Genomic DNA, 15284 nt, shown 5'->3' with positions numbered 1-15284 from the left:
GCAGGGCTGCTTGGCGAGGGACGACGTGGTCCGTGATCGACACGCTCCGCTTGGATCGCGCGTCGGTCGTGCCCTCCCTCGCCAGCCCATGAGTGAACGAGGTTGAGGAGAACCAATGGCTGAGATCAAGTTGAACGCTGCTGCCCGCAGCGAGTTCGGCAAGGGCGCTGCCCGCCGCCTGCGCCGTTCGGGCCAGGTGCCCGCCGTGCTGTACGGCCACGGCGCCGAGCCGGTGCACGTCGCGCTCCCCGGGCACGACACCCTGCTGGCCCTGCGCGCGGCCAACGCGCTGCTCGACATCACCATCGACGGTGGCAAGAGCCAGCTGGCCCTGCCCAAGCAGGTGCAGCGCGACCCGGTGCGCAACACCATCGAACACGTCGACCTGATCATCGTCCGTCGTGGCGAGAAGGTGACCGTCGACGTGCCGGTGACCGTGACCGGTGAGGCCGAGGCCGACGCCCTGGTCGTCCAGGAGCTCAACTCGCTGTCGGTGCTGGCCGAGGCCACCCACATTCCCAGCGAGATCGTCCTGTCGATCGAGGGTGCGACCGTCGGTACCCAGTTCCACGCCGGTGCCATCGAGCTGCCCGAGGGTGTCGAGCTGAACACCGATGCCGAGGCACTGGTCGTGAACGTGTCGGCTGCCGCGACCGCTGAGGAGCTCGAGGCCGCCCTCGCCGGTGACGGCGAGGGCGCCGAGGCTGCCGAGGACGAGGACGAGGCCGCCGACTCCGAGGACGACGAGGCCTGAGCGGCATGACCTGGCTGCTGGTCGGGCTCGGGAACCCGGGCCCGACCTACGCCATGACCCGCCACAACGTGGGCTTCTTCGTGGCGGACGAGCTGGCGCGACGCGCCGGCTCGTCCTTCACCGCCCCCCGGGGCATGCACGCCGAGGTGAGCGTGACGAGGATCTCGTCCGCCGGGCTCGGTGCGGTGGGGGCCGACGCCACCAAGCTCGTGGTGGCCAAGCCGCGCACCTTCATGAACGACTCCGGGCGCGCGGTGCGCAAGCTGTGCGACTTCCACCAGATCCCGCCTGAGCGGGTGGTGGCCGTGCACGACGAACTCGACATCGACTTCGAGACGCTCCGGGTGAAGTTCGGCGGCGGCGACAACGGCCACAACGGGCTCAAGTCGATCCGCGCCCACCTGGGCACCGGCGACTACTACCGGGTGCGTTACGGCATCGGACGACCGCCCGGACGCCAGGACCCGGCTGCCTACGTGCTGCAGCCGATCCCGTCGTCGCTGCGCGAGGCCTATGCGGTGCAGACCACCCACGTCGCCGACGCCGTGGAGTCGCTGCTCACCCAGGGCTTGGAGCGCACCCAGAACCTCTTCAACAGCTGAGGCTCGTCCCCGATCCGCACGCTGGACGGCACCGGTGACCTCAACGGCCTGATCAGCAAGCTCGACCACTTGGCCTGGTTGGGCGTGGACTGCATCGGGATCTCGCCGTTCTTCCCCTCGCCCGAACGCGACGGCGGCTACGACGTCGCGATGTTCACCAGCATCCAGGTGCAACTGGGCACCCACCAGGGCATGCAGTAACTGCTCGAACAGGCCCACGCCCGCGGCATGCGGGTGATCAGCGACTTCGTGGTCAACCACACCTCGTCCGACCGCCCCTGGTTCATCGCCTCACGTGAAGACCCCGACGGTCCCTACGGCGACTACTACGTGTGGCGTGAGGACGACACCGCCTACTCCGACGCCCGGATCATCTTCGTCGACACCGAGGAGTCGAACTGGACCTTCGACCCGGTGCGCAAGCAGTTCTACTGGCACCGCTTCTGCAGCCACCAGCCCGACCTCAACTACGACAACCCCAAGGTGGTCAGTGGACTACCGGATCGAACGACCGCCCTATGGGTACGTGTGGCCGCTGTTGCCCGACCCGCCCGCCCACGAACCGGTCCGGAACTAGGCATGATCGAGGCATGAGCGCCACGATCGGAGTCCTCGGCACCGGCTGGAGGGCTGAGTACTTCCTGCGGATCGCCTCACTGCTGCCCGAACGCTTCACCGTCGCGGGCATCCTCACCCGCAGTGAGGAGTCGGCCGAGCGGGCTGCCGCGCGCTGGGCGGTGCCGACCACCACCGACTGGGACGAGTTCGTCGGCCAGGCCGAGTACGACTGGGTCGTGGTCTCGGTGCCATGGGACGCCGCCCCGGTGCTCACCCGCCGGTTCGTCGAGCGCGGCACCCCGGTGCTGTGCGAGACCCCGCCCGCACCCGACCTCGACGGCCTCCGGCAGTTGTGGGCCGATCTCGGCCCCGACGCCCCGGTGCAGGTGGCCGAGCAGTACGTGCACCAGCCCCACCACGCCGCTCGGATCGCGGTGGCCCGCAGCGGACTGCTCGGCCGGATCGGTCACGCCACGTTCTCGTCAGCCCACGGCTACCACGGGGTCAGCCTGCTGAGGGCCGCGTTGGGTGTCGGCTTCGACCCGGTGAGCGTGACGGCGATGAACTTCGACGACCCGGTGCTGAAGGTGCGCGGACGAGACGACTGGCCCGACGAGATCGAATCGGCCGTGGCCCTGCGGGTGATCGCCACCCTGCGCTGGGGTGACCGGATCGGCATCCACGACTTCAACGGCGAGCAGTACACCTCACCGATCCGGCGGCGCCACGTGCACCTGACCGGCGAGCGCGGCGAACTGTTCGACGACGAGGTCGTCCACGTTGTCGGGCCAGGTCAGGTCGCGCACGGACGACTGCACCGCGAGCAGGCTGGCGTCGACGGTGACCTCGAGGGGCATTTCCTGCGCTCGATCACACTCGGCGAGCGGGTGGTGTACCGCAGCGAGTTCGGCCGGGCCCGTCTCAACGACGACGAACTGGCCGTGGCCAGGGTGATGGCGGGCATGGACGAGTTCGTGCGCACCGGCACGCCGATCTATCCGTTGGCCGACGCCTGCCACGACCACTACCTCAACGAGCTGATGGACCGGGCCCGCAAGGGCGGTGGCAAGGTCGTCTCAGAGCCACAGCCCTGGGGTGACCAGCGCAGCCTGTTCGATCAGGACAGCTCCCACTGACCCGTCGGGCCGGCGATGACGAGGGTGAACCCGGGCTCGTCAGCCTGCTCGATCGGCAACGACACGTCGAGCAGCGCGTACTGGGCCGACAATGCCTGCGGGTCGGGGTGACGGACGACCAGGCTGACCAGCTCGGCGGTCGCCGACACGGTCTCGGCCGGTGAGGTCGATCCCTCCCACGAGATCAGGAACGGCACCGCGCCGTCGCGTCCAGCAGTCAGGGCAGGGGTGAGGCGCCACTGCAGCAGGTCGCCCGACGGGGTGCGACGCGCCCCGTCGCCGACCGGGCCGACGTTGAGTCCCGCGTCGAGGGCAGCAGCGGCCTTGCCGTCGATGTCGTCGGGGTGGGCCGCCCAGGTGGCGACCACGGCATGGGTGCGCTCATCGATCAGGAACGGACGCTGCTCGACCGGTTCCGGCTGGTCGGAATCGACCCCGATGATCTCAAGGTAGTGGCCCTCGCCGAAGGTGACCAGGTGGTTCCTGGTGCCCCGGTCGGGATGCGCGCCGCCCGGTTCGGGCCGCACTCCGGTGGCCTGCTCGAACTCCGCGACCGTGGCCGACAGGTCGGGAGTGGCCACGACGACGTGGTCGAGGTTACGGATCTCGTTGCTGGTCATGGGCAGGTCTCCTGTTCGTCGCCCCCAGTCTGCCTGCTCGCGTAGCGTGGACGATGAGCCTGTCGTCAAGGAGGACGTGTGAAGATCAACATCATCGGAGCCACCGGCATGGTCGGGTCGCGGGTCGCCGCCGAGGCCGCCTCGCGCGGACACGACGTGATCGCCTACAGCCGCTCGGGGGGATCGGTCGAGGGCGCCAGCGACGCCCACGCGCTCGACCTCGCCTCGACGGCTGCGGTCGTCGAGGCGGTCAACGCCGCCGACGCGACCCTGATCACTGTCGCGATCAATCCCGAGGACGCCTACCAGCCGCTGCTCGACGCCCACCAGGCCCTGATCGACGCCCGCCCGAGCGGCAGGGTGCTGGTCGTCGGCGGTGCCGGGTCGCTGGTGGTCGACGGGGTGATGCTCAAGGACGCCAGCTACACCGAGGAGTGGAAGGGTGTCGCCGACACCTATGCCGCCGTGCTCGAGGCCTACCGCGCCAGCGACGGCATCGACTGGACCTACCTGTCGCCACCGCGGGTGATCGAGCCCGGCGAGCGCACCGGCAGCTACGTCGTCGGCCAGGACAGCCCGGTCGGTGAGCACATCAGCGCCGAGGACTTCGCGGTTGCCATCGTCGACGAGTTCGAGAGCCCCCAGCAGCGCAACCGTCGCTTCACAGTCGCCAACTGAATCGGCGTAGGCTTCGCGGGTGACTCTGAGCGGTGTTGTCGATCTGCTGGCGCAGGATCCGGCGATCAGTCGTGCCCTCGACCGGGCCGGCGACGGTGATGCCTCGGCACTCGACGTCACCATCGCCTCTCCGGCTCGTCCAGGGCTGATCGCCGCGCTGGCACGCTCGTCCGAGCGGATGCTGCTGGTCGCCACCTCGACCTACCGCGAGGCCGAACAGCTGGTCGCCACGCTCGGCTCGTGGCTGGACGAGGACGAGGTCAGCTACTACCCGGCGTGGGAGACGCTGCCGCACGAGCGGCTCTCGCCCCGCTCGGACACCGTCGGACGACGCCTGCAGGTGCTGCGCCGGATCGCCGGCCACGAGGGCACACCGCCCAAGGTCGTGGTCGCCCCGGTGCGGTCGCTGCTGCAGCCCCAGGCGGTCGGGCTGGCCGGCCTTCGTCCAGTGACCATCACCGTCGGCGAGGACTTTGACATCGCCGACCTGGCCACCGCGCTGGTCGACGGCGCCTACACCCGGGTCGACCTGGTCGAGCGCCGCGGCGAGTTCGCCGTGCGCGGCGGCATCGTCGACCTGTTCCCGCCCACCGAGGAACACCCGGTGCGCATCGACTTCTTCGGCGACACCGTCGACGAGATCCGCTCGTTCACCGTCGCCGACCAGCGCTCCACCGACCACACCCTGCAGACGGTCACCGCCTCGCCCTGCCGCGAACTGCTGCTCGACGACCGGGTCCGCGCCCGGGCGCGGGCACTGATGCCCGACCACCCCGAACTGCTCGACCTGCTCGATCGGATCGCCGAGGGCCAGGCGGTCGAGGGCATGGAGGCGCTCACCCCGGTGCTGGTCGACGGGGTCGAACTGCTGGTCGAGGTGCTGCCCGCCGACGCGATGGTGCTGGTCAGCGACCCCGAACTGGTGCGCACCCGCTCGTCGGAACTGGTCAAGACCAGCCACGAGTTCCTGCACGCCAGTTGGGCCGCCGCGGCTGGGGGAGGCCGGGCGCCGATCGACCTGGGCGCGTCCGCCTACCGCGAGTTGGCCGAGGTGCGCACCGTCGCCATGGGACGAGGCCTGGCCTGGTGGACCATGTCGCCGTTCAGCGCCGGCCCTGATGGCGAGGCGGGCCCGGTGTGGTCCGAGGACGGCACCGAGATCGACTTCTCGTCCGTGCTGGCCGGCCACGACCGCGACGTCGACTCATTGAGCCCGGCGATCGAGGCCGCTGAACCCTGGCACGGTGACCTCGACCGGGCCACCCGCGACATCCAGACCGCCCACAGCCAGGGATGGACCGTCGTCCTCGCCGTCGAGAGCCACGGCCTGGGCACCCGGATGGCCGAGGTGCTGCGCGAGGCCGGCCTTCCCTGCACCGTGCTGGACGACCTGCCCGGAGCGCCTGATCCGGCCCTGGTCACCATCGTCCCCGCGGGGCAGCCGCACGGCTTCCGGGCCACCACCATCAACCTGGCCGTGTTCACCACCGGCGACCTCACCGGCACCGCTGCCGACAAGTCGACCAGGCGCATGCCCAGTCGGCGCAAGAATCAGATCGAGCCGCTCGAACTGACCCCCGGCGACCCGATCGTGCACGAGCAGCACGGGGTGGGGCGCTACGTCGAGATGGTCACCCGCACCGTGGGCGGGGCGACCCGTGAGTACCTGGTCATCGAGTACGCGCCCAGCAAGCGCGGCCAGCCCGGCGACCGGCTCTACGTGCCGATGGACGCCCTCGACCAAGTCACCCGCTACGTCGGCGGCGAGAACCCGGCTCTCGACCGGATGGGCGGTGCCGACTGGCGTCAGCGCAAGGCCCGTGCCCGCAAGGCGGTGCGTGAGATCGCTGCTGAGTTGATCAAACTGTATGCGGCGCGGCAGGCCTCCCGCGGGCACCAGTTCGGGCCCGACACCCCGTGGCAGCGCGAACTCGAGGACAGTTTCGCCTTCGTCGAGACCCCTGACCAGTTGGGGACGCTCGCCGAGGTCAAGGCCGACATGGAACAGATCGTGCCGATGGACCGGCTGGTCTGCGGCGACGTCGGCTACGGCAAGACCGAGATCGCGGTGCGGGCGGCGTTCAAGGCGGTGCAGGACGGCAAGCAGGTGGCGGTGCTGGTGCCGACCACGCTGCTCGTCCAGCAACACCACCAGGTGTTCGCCTCGCGCTACGCAGGGTTCCCGGTGCACGTGGCGCCGCTGTCTCGCTTCCAGTCCGACGCCGAGGCCAAGGCCACCCGTGAAGGCCTGGCCAGCGGCAAGGTCGACGTGGTGGTCGGCACCCACCGGCTGATCTCGGGTGAGGTGAACTTCAAGGACCTGGGCCTGGTGATCATCGACGAGGAGCAGCGCTTCGGCGTCGAGCACAAGGAGGCCCTGAAAAAGCTGCGGCTGAACGTCGACGTGCTGTCGATGAGCGCCACCCCGATCCCGCGGACGCTCGAGATGGCGATCACCGGCATCCGCGAGATGAGTGTGATCGCCACCCCGCCCGAAGAGCGCCACCCCGTGCTGACCTTCGCCGGCCCGTACGACGAGGGTCAGGTGGTGGCCGCGATCCGGCGTGAGCTGGCGCGTGAAGGGCAGGTGTTCTTCGTGCACAACCGGGTGCAGTCGATCGAGAAGACCGCCGGCCGCATCCGCGAACTCGTCCCCGAGGCCCGGGTGGTCAGCGCCCACGGGCAGATGGGGGAGCACCAGCTCGAGGGCGTGATGAGCGACTTCATCGAGCGCCGGGCCGACGTGCTGGTCAGCACCACGATCGTCGAGGCCGGGCTTGACATCTCGAGTGCGAACACGCTGATCATCGACCGGGCCGACCTGATGGGGTTGAGCCAGTTGCACCAGATTCGTGGACGAGTCGGTCGCTCGCGTGAGCGCGGCTACGCCTACTTCCTCTACCCCAAGGACAAGCCGCTCACCGAGGCCGCGCACGACCGGCTGGCGACCATGGCAGCGCACACCGACCTGGGTGCCGGCATGGCGATCGCGATGAAGGACCTCGAGATCCGTGGCGCGGGCAACCTGCTCGGCGGGGAGCAGTCCGGCCACATCGCCGACGTCGGCTTCGACCTCTACATCCGCCTGGTCGGTGAGGCAGTGGCCAACTTCCGCGGTGAGGACACCGAGGGCGAGGCCGAGATGCGCATCGAACTGCCGATCGAGGCCCACCTGCCTACCGACTACGTCGAGTCGGAGCGGCTGCGTCTGGAGATGTACAAGCGGCTGGCCGAGGTGCGCAGCGAGGAGGACGTCGCCGAGGTGGCGGCCGAACTGGTCGACCGCTACGGCGAGTACGGGCCCGAGGTGGCCGCCCTGCTCGACGTGGCCAGGTTCCGGCTGTTCTGCCGCGAGGCGGGTGTCACTGAGGTGGTCACCCAGGCCGGCTTCGTCCGGGTGGCGCCGGCGGAGCTGCCCGACTCGCGGCAGGCCCGGTTGGCCAGGCTGTACCCGGGGGCCAAGATCAAGGCCGAGCAGGGATGGGTGCTGGTGCCTCGTCCACGGAAGACCTCGGTGACCGGGGGACTGATCGAGGGCGAGGAGTTGCTGGGCTTCGCCACCAAACTGGTCGCCGACATCTGGGCCCCGGCCACGAGTGGCTGATCGAGCCCATCGTTGATCGAGTAGGAGCGAGGAACGAGTCCCCAGCTCATGGTTGATCGAGTAGGAGCGAGGAACGAGCGACGTGTCGAGATCCACTGAACTGCACCGCCTGCACGAGGTCATGCACCGGCTACGCCGCGAATGCCCCTGGGACGCCGAGCAGACCCACCGGAGCCTGGCCACCTACCTGGTCGAGGAGACCGGCGAGGTGCTCGACGCGATCGAGTCCGGGGACGACACCGACTTGGCCGAGGAACTCGGTGACCTGCTGCTGCAGGTGTACTTCCACGCCGCGATCGCCGAGCAACAGGGACGTTTCACCCTCGACGACGTGGCCCGCGGGATCAGCGACAAGCTCGTCCGCCGACACCCCTACGTGTTCACCGACGCCGAGGTCCCCGACGACCTGCACGGCACCTGGGAGGCGCGCAAGCGCGCCGAGAAGCAGCGTGACTCGGCCCTGGACGGGATCGCCGGGCACCTGTCGGTGGTCGCCCGGGCCACCAAGGTCGCCAGCCGCACCCGCCACCACAAGGTGCCCATCGACCTGCCCGACGAGCCGATCGCCGCCGACGAGGTGGGGCGAGCGATCGTCGACCTCGTGGTACGAGCCCAGGCCAGCGGCATCGACGCCGACCAGGCCGCCCGCGACGCCCTGCGCGAACTCGAGGCGAGAGTCGTGCAGGCCGAACAGGGCCAGGGCGATGACTGATCCGGCAACGCTGTTTCCCGGACGACCGGCTGAACTCCACGACGCCTTCGTCGAGGCGATCGAGGCCGAACCGGGGCACCGCCGCTCGTCCAGCCCGGCCCCACCGGTAGGCTGAGCTCTGACCACAACATCCTGGAAAGGTTGAACCAGATGGCACTGATTGAATTCGTCCACGCGCGCGAGATCCTCGACTCCCGTGGCAACCCGACCGTCGAGGTCGAGGTGATCCTCGAGGACGGTGCGCAGGGCCGCGCGGCGGTTCCCTCCGGGGCCTCCACCGGCGCCTTCGAGGCGGTCGAGCTGCGTGACGGCGACAAGGGCCGTTACCTCGGCAAGAGCGTCACCAAGGCGGTCGACAACGTCATCGAGGCGCTGGCCGAAGAGGTCACCGGCTTCGAGGCCTCCGAGCAGCGTGCCGTTGACAACGCCATGCTCGAGCTCGACGGCACCGACAACAAGGGCAAGCTGGGCGCCAACGCGATCCTGGGTGTCTCGCTTGCCGTGGCGCACGCCGCCGCCGAGTCGGCCGACCTGCCGCTGTACAAGTACATCGGTGGCCCGACCGCCAACGTGCTGCCCGTGCCGATGATGAACATCCTCAACGGTGGTAGCCACGCCGACTCCAACGTCGACATCCAGGAGTTCATGGTCGCCCCGATCGGTGCGGAGTCGTTCGCCGAGGCGCTGCGCATGGGCGCCGAGGTCTACCACTCGCTCAAGAGCGTGCTCAAGGAGAAGGGCCTGGCCACCGGTCTGGGCGACGAGGGCGGTTTCGCCCCCAACCTCGAGAGCAACCGCGCCGCGCTCGACCTGATCGTCGAGGCCATCAAGCGCGCCGGCCTCGAGCCCGGCAAGCAGGTCGCCCTCGCGCTCGACGTCGCCGCCAGCGAGTTCCACAACGAGGACGGCAGCTACACCTTCGAGGGTGGCAGCAAGTCGTCGGACGAGATGATCGCCTACTACACCGAGCTGGTCGACAACTACCCGCTGGTCTCGATCGAGGACCCCCTCAATGAGGAGGACTGGGACGGCTGGAAGAAGATGCAGGCCTCGCTCGGCGAGCGCGTGCAGCTGGTCGGCGACGACCTGTTCGTCACCAACGTCACCCGACTGCAGCGCGGCATCGACGAGAAGGCCGCCAACGCCCTGCTGGTCAAGGTGAACCAGATCGGTTCGCTCACCGAGACCATCGACGCGGTCACCCTGGCCCACCGCAACGGCTTCTCGACCATGATGAGCCACCGTTCCGGTGAGACCGAGGACACCACGATCGCCGACCTCGCCGTCGCCCTGGGCTGCGGCCAGATCAAGTCGGGTGCCCCGGCTCGTACCGACCGGGTGGCCAAGTACAACCAGCTGCTGCGCATCGAGGAGGACCTCGACGACGCCGCAACCTACGCCGGAGCTTCGGCCTTCCCGCGTTTCAAGGGCTGATCCTGGCGGCTCATCGTCCAGACTGGAACGGTGAGTCCCTCGACACCCAAGTCACGTGGTCACAGCGGCCCGGGACGTGGAACTCCACGATCCCGGGCCGCTGTGCGTCGTGGCGAACGTGCCAGTCGCACCTCGTCCGGTGCGCGCAGTGACGACGCTGCGCCCAGCACACCGCCCTCGAGGCTGACCGCCCAGGCGGCCACCGCCGCGGCGTCCGCCCGGGTGAAGGGGTCGGTCGCCGCGGTCCGCGGGCTCGGGTTCACCCGCCGGATGGTGGCCGTGCTGGTCGTCCTCGGAATGCTGGCCCTGTCGTACGTGTCGAGCCTGACGGTCTACTTCCGCCAGCAGCAGCAAATCGGGCAGGCCAAGGCCGAGATCGCCGCCAGGGAGTCGCAGATCACGACCCTCGAGGACGAGATCACGCGCTGGAAGGACCCCAACTTCGTCAAGGCCCAGGCTCGCTCGCGGCTGGGCTGGGTGATGCCCGGTGAGACCGGCTACCGGGTGATCGGTCCTGACGGCAAGCCGCTGGGTGGCGGCGTGCAGATCGAGAGCGAGTCCGACCTGCCCTCGGACGAGCACCCCACCGTGTGGTGGGAGCGGATGGTCGGCTCGGTCAATACCGCCGACAACCCCGTGCCCGAGAAGGAACAGGCCGAACCGCCGGTGGTCAAGCAGACCCCGTCGCCCAAGCCCACCCCCTCACGCTGAGCCCAGCAGGGCCGGGCCTGCAACAATGGCAGGCGTGCCTGACCTGGAACCCATGACGCCCGAGGACGAGGCGGTGATCGCCCGCCAACTCGGACGCGAGCCCCGCGGAGTCGCCGGGATCGCCTGGCGCTGCCCGTGTGGCAAGCCCGGCGTGGTGGCCACCGAACCCAGGCTGCCCAACGGCACGCCGTTTCCGACCACCTACTACCTGACCTGCCCGCGGGCCACCTCGGCCACCTCGACGCTGGAGGCGTCCGGGCTGATGGCCGAGATGTCGCAGCGGCTGACCGAGGACGAGGCCCTGGCCGCCTCGTACGCAGCAGCCCACGAGTCCTACCTCGCAGATCGGGCAGCGCTGGGCGAGGTGCCCGAGATCGACGGCATCAGCGCCGGTGGCATGCCGACCCGGGTGAAGTGCCTGCACGTGCTGGTCGGGCATGCGCTGGCCAAGGGTCGGGGGGTCAACCCGTTGGGCGACGAGGCCGTCGACCTGCTCGGCGAGTTCTGGAGCCGACCCTGTCTGGACGACACCCCCACCCCCGAAGGACAGAGCTGATGACCACCGTCGCCGCCATCGACTGCGGCACCAACTCGATCCGCCTGCTGATCGCCTCGCAGGGGCCGGCCGGAGAGCTGGTCGAGCACACCCGGATCACCACGATGGTTCGCCTCGGGCAGGGGGTCGATGCCACCGGCGAGTTCCACCCGGACGCGCTGCAGCGCACCTTCGCCGCCTGCGACGCCTATGCCGAGGCCATCCGCGAGCACGGTGGCGTCGACGCGGTGCGCTTCGTCGCGACCTCGGCGGCCCGCGACGCCCGCAACCGGGACGAGTTCGCTGCCGGGGTGCGGGAGCGACTCGGCGTCGACCCGGTGGTGGTCGATGGTGAGGAGGAGGCGCACCTGTCCTTCACCGGCGCGGTGACCGGGGTGCCGACCGCCCTCGACCCGGTGCTGGTGATGGACATCGGCGGGGGTTCCACCGAACTGATCCGGGGCGAGCAGGGCCGGATCGTGGCCGAGCAGAGCCTCGACATGGGTGCGGTGCGACTGCGGGAGCGCTTCCTGACCGACGACCCGCCCACGCCCGAGCAGATCGAGGCAGCCCGGGCCTACGCCCACGACCTGCTCGACCAGTGCGAGGTGCCACTGGACGGCATCGGCACCTTCATCGGGGTCGCCGGCACCGCCACCACCATGGCCGCGGTCGACCTGAAACTGCCCACCTACGAGCGCAGCCTCGTCCACCAGCACGTGATCGCCCAAGGCCTGATCGACGAGAACGCCGAGCGCTGGTTGGCCAGCACCGTCGAGCAGGTGCGCACCGAACCGGCCATGCACCCGCAGCGCGCCGAGATCATCTGCGCTGGCGGGCTGATCCTGCAGGCGGTCGCACAACGGGTCGGGCGCGCGATGGTGGTCAGTGAGTCGGACATCCTCGACGGCATCGCCATGGACCTGCTCGCGTCAGGGACCACCCCAAGCGCGGTCACCGAGGCGTGATGCCACAGCCCCCGTGGCCCAACTGGCAGAGGCAGGCGGCTTAAACCCGCCACAGGTACGGGTTCGACTCCCGTCGGGGGCACCAGACGATCAGGGTTGGTTCAGGGGCGCTGATGCGGAACATGTGGCCCTGTTCGCACGTTGGATAGAATGGTTGAACCACCAACAGGAGGACCCCGCCACATGGCCAATCCCATTCTCTCGCAGTCGGAGACCTTCAACTCCGCCCGGCCGCAGGCCAACCCCTACCAGGGTTACGGTCAGGCCCAGTACCGGCAGGCTCAGTACCAGCAGGCACCGCAGGGTTGGGGCCAGCCCCAGCAGCAGTGGCAGCAGGACCAGCAGATCCCGCAGTGGCAGCAGCAGATGCCGCAGTCGCAGCAGGGCGTCATGACCATGGACGACGTGCTGGTCAAGACCGGTCTCTCACTGGGCGTGGTGGCTCTGACCGCCGTGCTCGGCGCCGCGTTCCTGCCCACCAACCTGCTGCTCGTCGGCTCGCTGGTCGCCGCCTTCGCGGCGATGGCGATGTCGTTCGTGCTCGCCCGCAAGCGCACGGTGCCGGCTGCCGGTGTGATCGCGTTCGCGGCGGTCGAGGGCGTCTTCGTCGGCGGCATCAGTGCCTTCCTCGAGGGCATGTTCCCCGGCATCGTCGCCACCGCGGTGATCGCCACCTTCGCCGCAGCCGCCGCCACGCTGGCTGCCTACAAGTTCTTCAACATTCGGGTCACCCCGAAGTTCCGCAAGATCACCACCATCGGCCTGATCTCGTTCGTCGTGCTCATCCTGGTCAACCTCGGACTGTCGTTCGCGGGCATCGACCTGGGTATTCGTGACATCGGCGGCGGGGCCAGCATGATCTCGATCATCATCTCGATCATCGCCGTGGGCCTGGCGATCATGTCGCTGATCAGCGACTTCGACATGGTCGAGCGCGGCCTGGCCAACCGGGCGCCGGCGACCGAGTCGTGGCGTGCCGCGCTGGGCATCACCGCGACCATGGTGTTCCTCTACGTCGAGCTGCTGCGGATCGCGTCGTACTTCCGCGACTGATCTCGTCCAGTCCTGACACGATGGCCTCGCCTACGGGCGGGGCCATCGTCCATTTGCATGGCGTGTGGACGTGAGAGCGGTGCCCGCATCGCCTGATGACGGTTCGTGGCGTGAAACGACGGGCTGACGGGTGCTTTCCCGCCACGAACCGGACGAGCCTCAGCGGGTGGGAACCGTCGAGGCGTACTTGTCGAGAATCGAGCGTGAACCGCTGGTCCACGGCAGCATCCGCCAGCGCCACATCGGGATCCAGGCGGCCTGGGCGGTCGTCCCGTCGATGTCGACGACGTCGGGGTCACTGGGCTCCAGGCAGGTCGCGGAGTAGAAGATCCGCAGGGCGTGGAAGTCCTCGAGCAGGCCGTTGGGGGCTCGTCCGACCCAGTGGTCGGACTGCAGGTCGAGCAGGTGGTTGATCCGCACGGTCTGGCCAGACTCCTCCATCACCTCGCGCAGCAGGGCCTCCGAGGGGGTCTCGCCGGGCTGCAGCCCGCCACCGGGCAGCTGCCCCAACCCCGGCCCCGCGGTGCGCTCTGAGCACTCGGTGCCCAGCACGCCCATCGGCGAGCGGATCACCGCGTAGGCAGCGATTCGCTGGTGCTCCACCGGCTCCTCGCCGGGGGCGACCACCAGGTCGGGATCAGCCGCGCGGTGCTTGACCTTGGGCGGACGAGACCGCGACGTGCGTCGGGTGACCCGGGCGGTGAGGACGACCTGTCCGTCGTCCATACGGCAACTGAGCAGTCCGTTCATCAACCAGCCCTGGCGCCACAGCAGCACCCGCGGGTGCTCGCCGTGGGCGACCTCGACACGGGTCAACTCGGCAGAGCCCGGGGAGGCGACACCGATGATGACCATCCGCCCATCATGGCATCCCCGGCCACCAGCCCCCCAGCTCGCCACGTTCACCCTGAGAGAGACCCACGCCTGACGAGCGTCACAACCCTGCGAAGCGGGCGCCCACCCCCTACCATCGGGGAGGAAGGGCGCCCCCGCCCCGCAGCAGGAGGTTGTGATGGATTTCAAGGACGATGCACGGCTCGACACCGGCTCGGTCATCAGCAGTGGTGGCGGCGGTGGCGGGCGAGGTGGTGGCATCGCGGTCGGCGGCATCGGCGGTCTGATCCTCATGCTGATCGCGGTGTTCCTGGGCATCAACCCCGGCGACATCATGGGTGGTGGGGGAGCGGGACAGCCTGCCGACACCTCTCAGCAGACCCCGGCCAACAGCGAGTGCAAGACCGGCGCGGACGTCGACCGCAACCCTGACTGCCGCTGGCAGGCCTACATGACCTCGCTCAACCAGTACTGGGAGTCGACGGTCAGCCAGGGCTACCAGCCCACCAAGATGGTCACCTTCAGTGGTGCGGTCAACACCGCGTGCGGCCAGGCCAGCTCGCAGGTGGGCCCGTTCTACTGCCCCGGTGACAGCACGATCTACATCGACAAGGCCTTCGCCGGCCAGCTGCTCAAGCAGCTCGGCGCCAAGGGTGGCCCGGCCGCCGAGGCCTACATCGTGGCCCACGAGTACGGCCACCACATCCAGAACCTCACCGGTGTGCTGCAGCGTTCGCAGCAGGACCGCAACCCCGGCCCCGGCTCGCCCGGTGTGCGCGTGGAACTGCAGGCCGACTGCTACGCCGGCGCTTGGTTCCGTTGGGCGTCCGACAACCCCAACGACGTGATCGAGAACATCACCAAGGACGACCTCGACCGCATCGTCGACGCCGCCAAGGTGGTCGGCGACGACCACATCCAGGAGCAGCAGGGCGGCTACGTCAACCCCGAGCAGTGGACCCACGGCTCGTCGGCCCAGCGCAAGTACTGGGTGGCCAAGGGTTTCAACAGCGGTGACCCGAACGTGTGCGACACCTTCGCCACCAACGACCTCGGCCCGCAGAGCTGAGCTCGACCCGGGCCCC

At 69.3% G+C, this 15284-nt stretch carries 15 protein-coding genes, 1 tRNA gene and 1 pseudogene; 15 read left to right on the top strand and 2 right to left on the bottom strand.

What is annotated here, in order from left to right:
- Positions 1-115 precede the first annotated feature (115 nt).
- From IE660_RS11285 to IE660_RS11270, 4 genes and pseudogenes are all read left to right on the top strand, one after another.
- Entirely contained in the window at positions 116-754 is a 639-nt protein-coding gene (locus tag IE660_RS11285; protein WP_203568460.1) for a 50S ribosomal protein L25/general stress protein Ctc, read from the top strand.
- A 5-nt stretch (positions 755-759) separates the two neighbouring features.
- Positions 760-1356, top strand: a complete 597-nt coding sequence (gene pth, locus IE660_RS11280; RefSeq protein WP_203568459.1) for an aminoacyl-tRNA hydrolase — start codon at positions 760-762, stop codon at positions 1354-1356.
- 12 nt (positions 1357-1368) lie between these two features.
- A pseudogene (locus IE660_RS11275) lies at positions 1369-1950 on the top strand (alpha-amylase family glycosyl hydrolase).
- Positions 1947-3050, top strand: a complete 1104-nt coding sequence (locus tag IE660_RS11270; RefSeq protein WP_203568458.1) for a Gfo/Idh/MocA family protein — start codon at positions 1947-1949, stop codon at positions 3048-3050. The pseudogene IE660_RS11275 and the gene IE660_RS11270 overlap by 4 nt, the downstream one beginning before the upstream one ends.
- Here IE660_RS11270 and IE660_RS11265 read toward each other — a convergent pair.
- Entirely contained in the window at positions 3032-3670 is a 639-nt protein-coding gene (locus IE660_RS11265) for a VOC family protein (RefSeq protein ID WP_203568457.1), read from the bottom strand. The two genes, IE660_RS11270 and IE660_RS11265, sit on opposite strands and share 19 nt — an antisense overlap.
- Before the next feature lie 78 nt (positions 3671-3748).
- Between IE660_RS11265 and IE660_RS11260 the strand changes: the two genes are divergently transcribed.
- The 10 genes from IE660_RS11260 (at position 3749) to IE660_RS11220 (ending at position 13365) form a co-directional block, all read left to right on the top strand.
- Positions 3749-4348: an NAD(P)-dependent oxidoreductase gene (locus IE660_RS11260; protein ID WP_203568456.1), complete on the top strand. Its 600-nt coding sequence runs from the start codon at positions 3749-3751 to the stop codon at positions 4346-4348.
- A 19-nt stretch (positions 4349-4367) separates the two neighbouring features.
- Positions 4368-7952, top strand: coding sequence for a transcription-repair coupling factor (gene mfd / locus IE660_RS11255; protein ID WP_203568455.1), 3585 nt, complete (start codon positions 4368-4370; stop codon positions 7950-7952).
- An 82-nt stretch (positions 7953-8034) separates the two neighbouring features.
- Positions 8035-8664: a MazG family protein gene (locus tag IE660_RS11250; protein WP_203568454.1), complete on the top strand. Its 630-nt coding sequence runs from the start codon at positions 8035-8037 to the stop codon at positions 8662-8664.
- Positions 8657-8779, top strand: coding sequence for a hypothetical protein (locus tag IE660_RS16210; RefSeq protein WP_268883145.1), 123 nt, complete (start codon positions 8657-8659; stop codon positions 8777-8779). The genes IE660_RS11250 and IE660_RS16210 overlap by 8 nt, the downstream gene beginning before the upstream one ends.
- Before the next feature lie 35 nt (positions 8780-8814).
- Positions 8815-10098, top strand: a complete 1284-nt coding sequence (gene eno / locus IE660_RS11245; protein WP_203568453.1) for a phosphopyruvate hydratase — start codon at positions 8815-8817, stop codon at positions 10096-10098.
- 30 nt (positions 10099-10128) lie between these two features.
- The gene (locus IE660_RS16435; RefSeq protein ID WP_203568452.1) at positions 10129-10809 is read left to right on the top strand and encodes an FtsB family cell division protein; all 681 of its coding nucleotides are present in this window, start codon (positions 10129-10131) and stop codon (positions 10807-10809) included.
- 52 nt (positions 10810-10861) lie between these two features.
- Positions 10862-11365, top strand: coding sequence for a DUF501 domain-containing protein (locus IE660_RS11235; RefSeq protein ID WP_203568582.1), 504 nt, complete (start codon positions 10862-10864; stop codon positions 11363-11365).
- Positions 11326-12312 (top strand): Ppx/GppA phosphatase family protein, encoded by a 987-nt coding sequence (locus IE660_RS11230; RefSeq protein WP_407929021.1) that lies wholly within the window; start codon positions 11326-11328, stop codon positions 12310-12312. The genes IE660_RS11235 and IE660_RS11230 overlap by 40 nt, the downstream gene beginning before the upstream one ends.
- Positions 12313-12319: 7 nt before the next feature.
- Positions 12320-12397 (top strand) — tRNA-Leu (locus IE660_RS11225).
- 98 nt (positions 12398-12495) lie between these two features.
- Complete coding sequence (locus tag IE660_RS11220) at positions 12496-13365, top strand: Bax inhibitor-1/YccA family protein (RefSeq protein ID WP_203568450.1); 870 nt, start codon at positions 12496-12498, stop codon at positions 13363-13365.
- A gap of 159 nt (positions 13366-13524) precedes the next feature.
- Here IE660_RS11220 and IE660_RS11215 read toward each other — a convergent pair whose 3' ends face one another.
- Entirely contained in the window at positions 13525-14220 is a 696-nt protein-coding gene (locus IE660_RS11215) for an NUDIX hydrolase (protein ID WP_203568449.1), read from the bottom strand.
- 157 nt (positions 14221-14377) lie between these two features.
- Here IE660_RS11215 and ypfJ point away from each other — a divergent pair, with 157 nt between their 5' ends.
- Positions 14378-15268: a KPN_02809 family neutral zinc metallopeptidase gene (gene ypfJ, locus IE660_RS11210; protein WP_203568448.1), complete on the top strand. Its 891-nt coding sequence runs from the start codon at positions 14378-14380 to the stop codon at positions 15266-15268.
- Positions 15269-15284 lie beyond the last annotated feature (16 nt).

This window comes from Aestuariimicrobium ganziense, from assembly GCF_015352975.1.
In the GTDB taxonomy this organism is placed as follows: Bacteria; Actinomycetota; Actinomycetes; order Propionibacteriales; family Propionibacteriaceae; genus Aestuariimicrobium; species Aestuariimicrobium ganziense.
Note: the sequence above shows the minus strand (reverse complement) of the source record. Positions and strands in the feature narration are given on the sequence as shown.

Excerpts from the sequence above, each read along its gene's own strand:
- IE660_RS11285 (WP_203568460.1), top strand. The coding sequence starts at position 116 with ATGGCTGAGATCAAGTTGAACGCTGCTGCCCGCAGCGAGTTCGGCAAG.
- pth (WP_203568459.1), top strand. The coding sequence starts at position 760 with ATGACCTGGCTGCTGGTCGGGCTCGGGAACCCGGGCCCGACCTACGCC.
- IE660_RS11270 (WP_203568458.1), top strand. The coding sequence starts at position 1,947 with ATGAGCGCCACGATCGGAGTCCTCGGCACCGGCTGGAGGGCTGAGTAC.
- IE660_RS11265 (WP_203568457.1), bottom strand. The coding sequence starts at position 3,670 with ATGACCAGCAACGAGATCCGTAACCTCGACCACGTCGTCGTGGCCACT.
- IE660_RS16210 (WP_268883145.1), top strand. The coding sequence starts at position 8,657 with ATGACTGATCCGGCAACGCTGTTTCCCGGACGACCGGCTGAACTCCAC.
- eno (WP_203568453.1), top strand. The coding sequence starts at position 8,815 with ATGGCACTGATTGAATTCGTCCACGCGCGCGAGATCCTCGACTCCCGT.
- IE660_RS11235 (WP_203568582.1), top strand. The coding sequence starts at position 10,862 with ATGACGCCCGAGGACGAGGCGGTGATCGCCCGCCAACTCGGACGCGAG.
- IE660_RS11220 (WP_203568450.1), top strand. The coding sequence starts at position 12,496 with ATGGCCAATCCCATTCTCTCGCAGTCGGAGACCTTCAACTCCGCCCGG.
- IE660_RS11215 (WP_203568449.1), bottom strand. The coding sequence starts at position 14,220 with ATGGTCATCATCGGTGTCGCCTCCCCGGGCTCTGCCGAGTTGACCCGT.
- ypfJ (WP_203568448.1), top strand. The coding sequence starts at position 14,378 with ATGGATTTCAAGGACGATGCACGGCTCGACACCGGCTCGGTCATCAGC.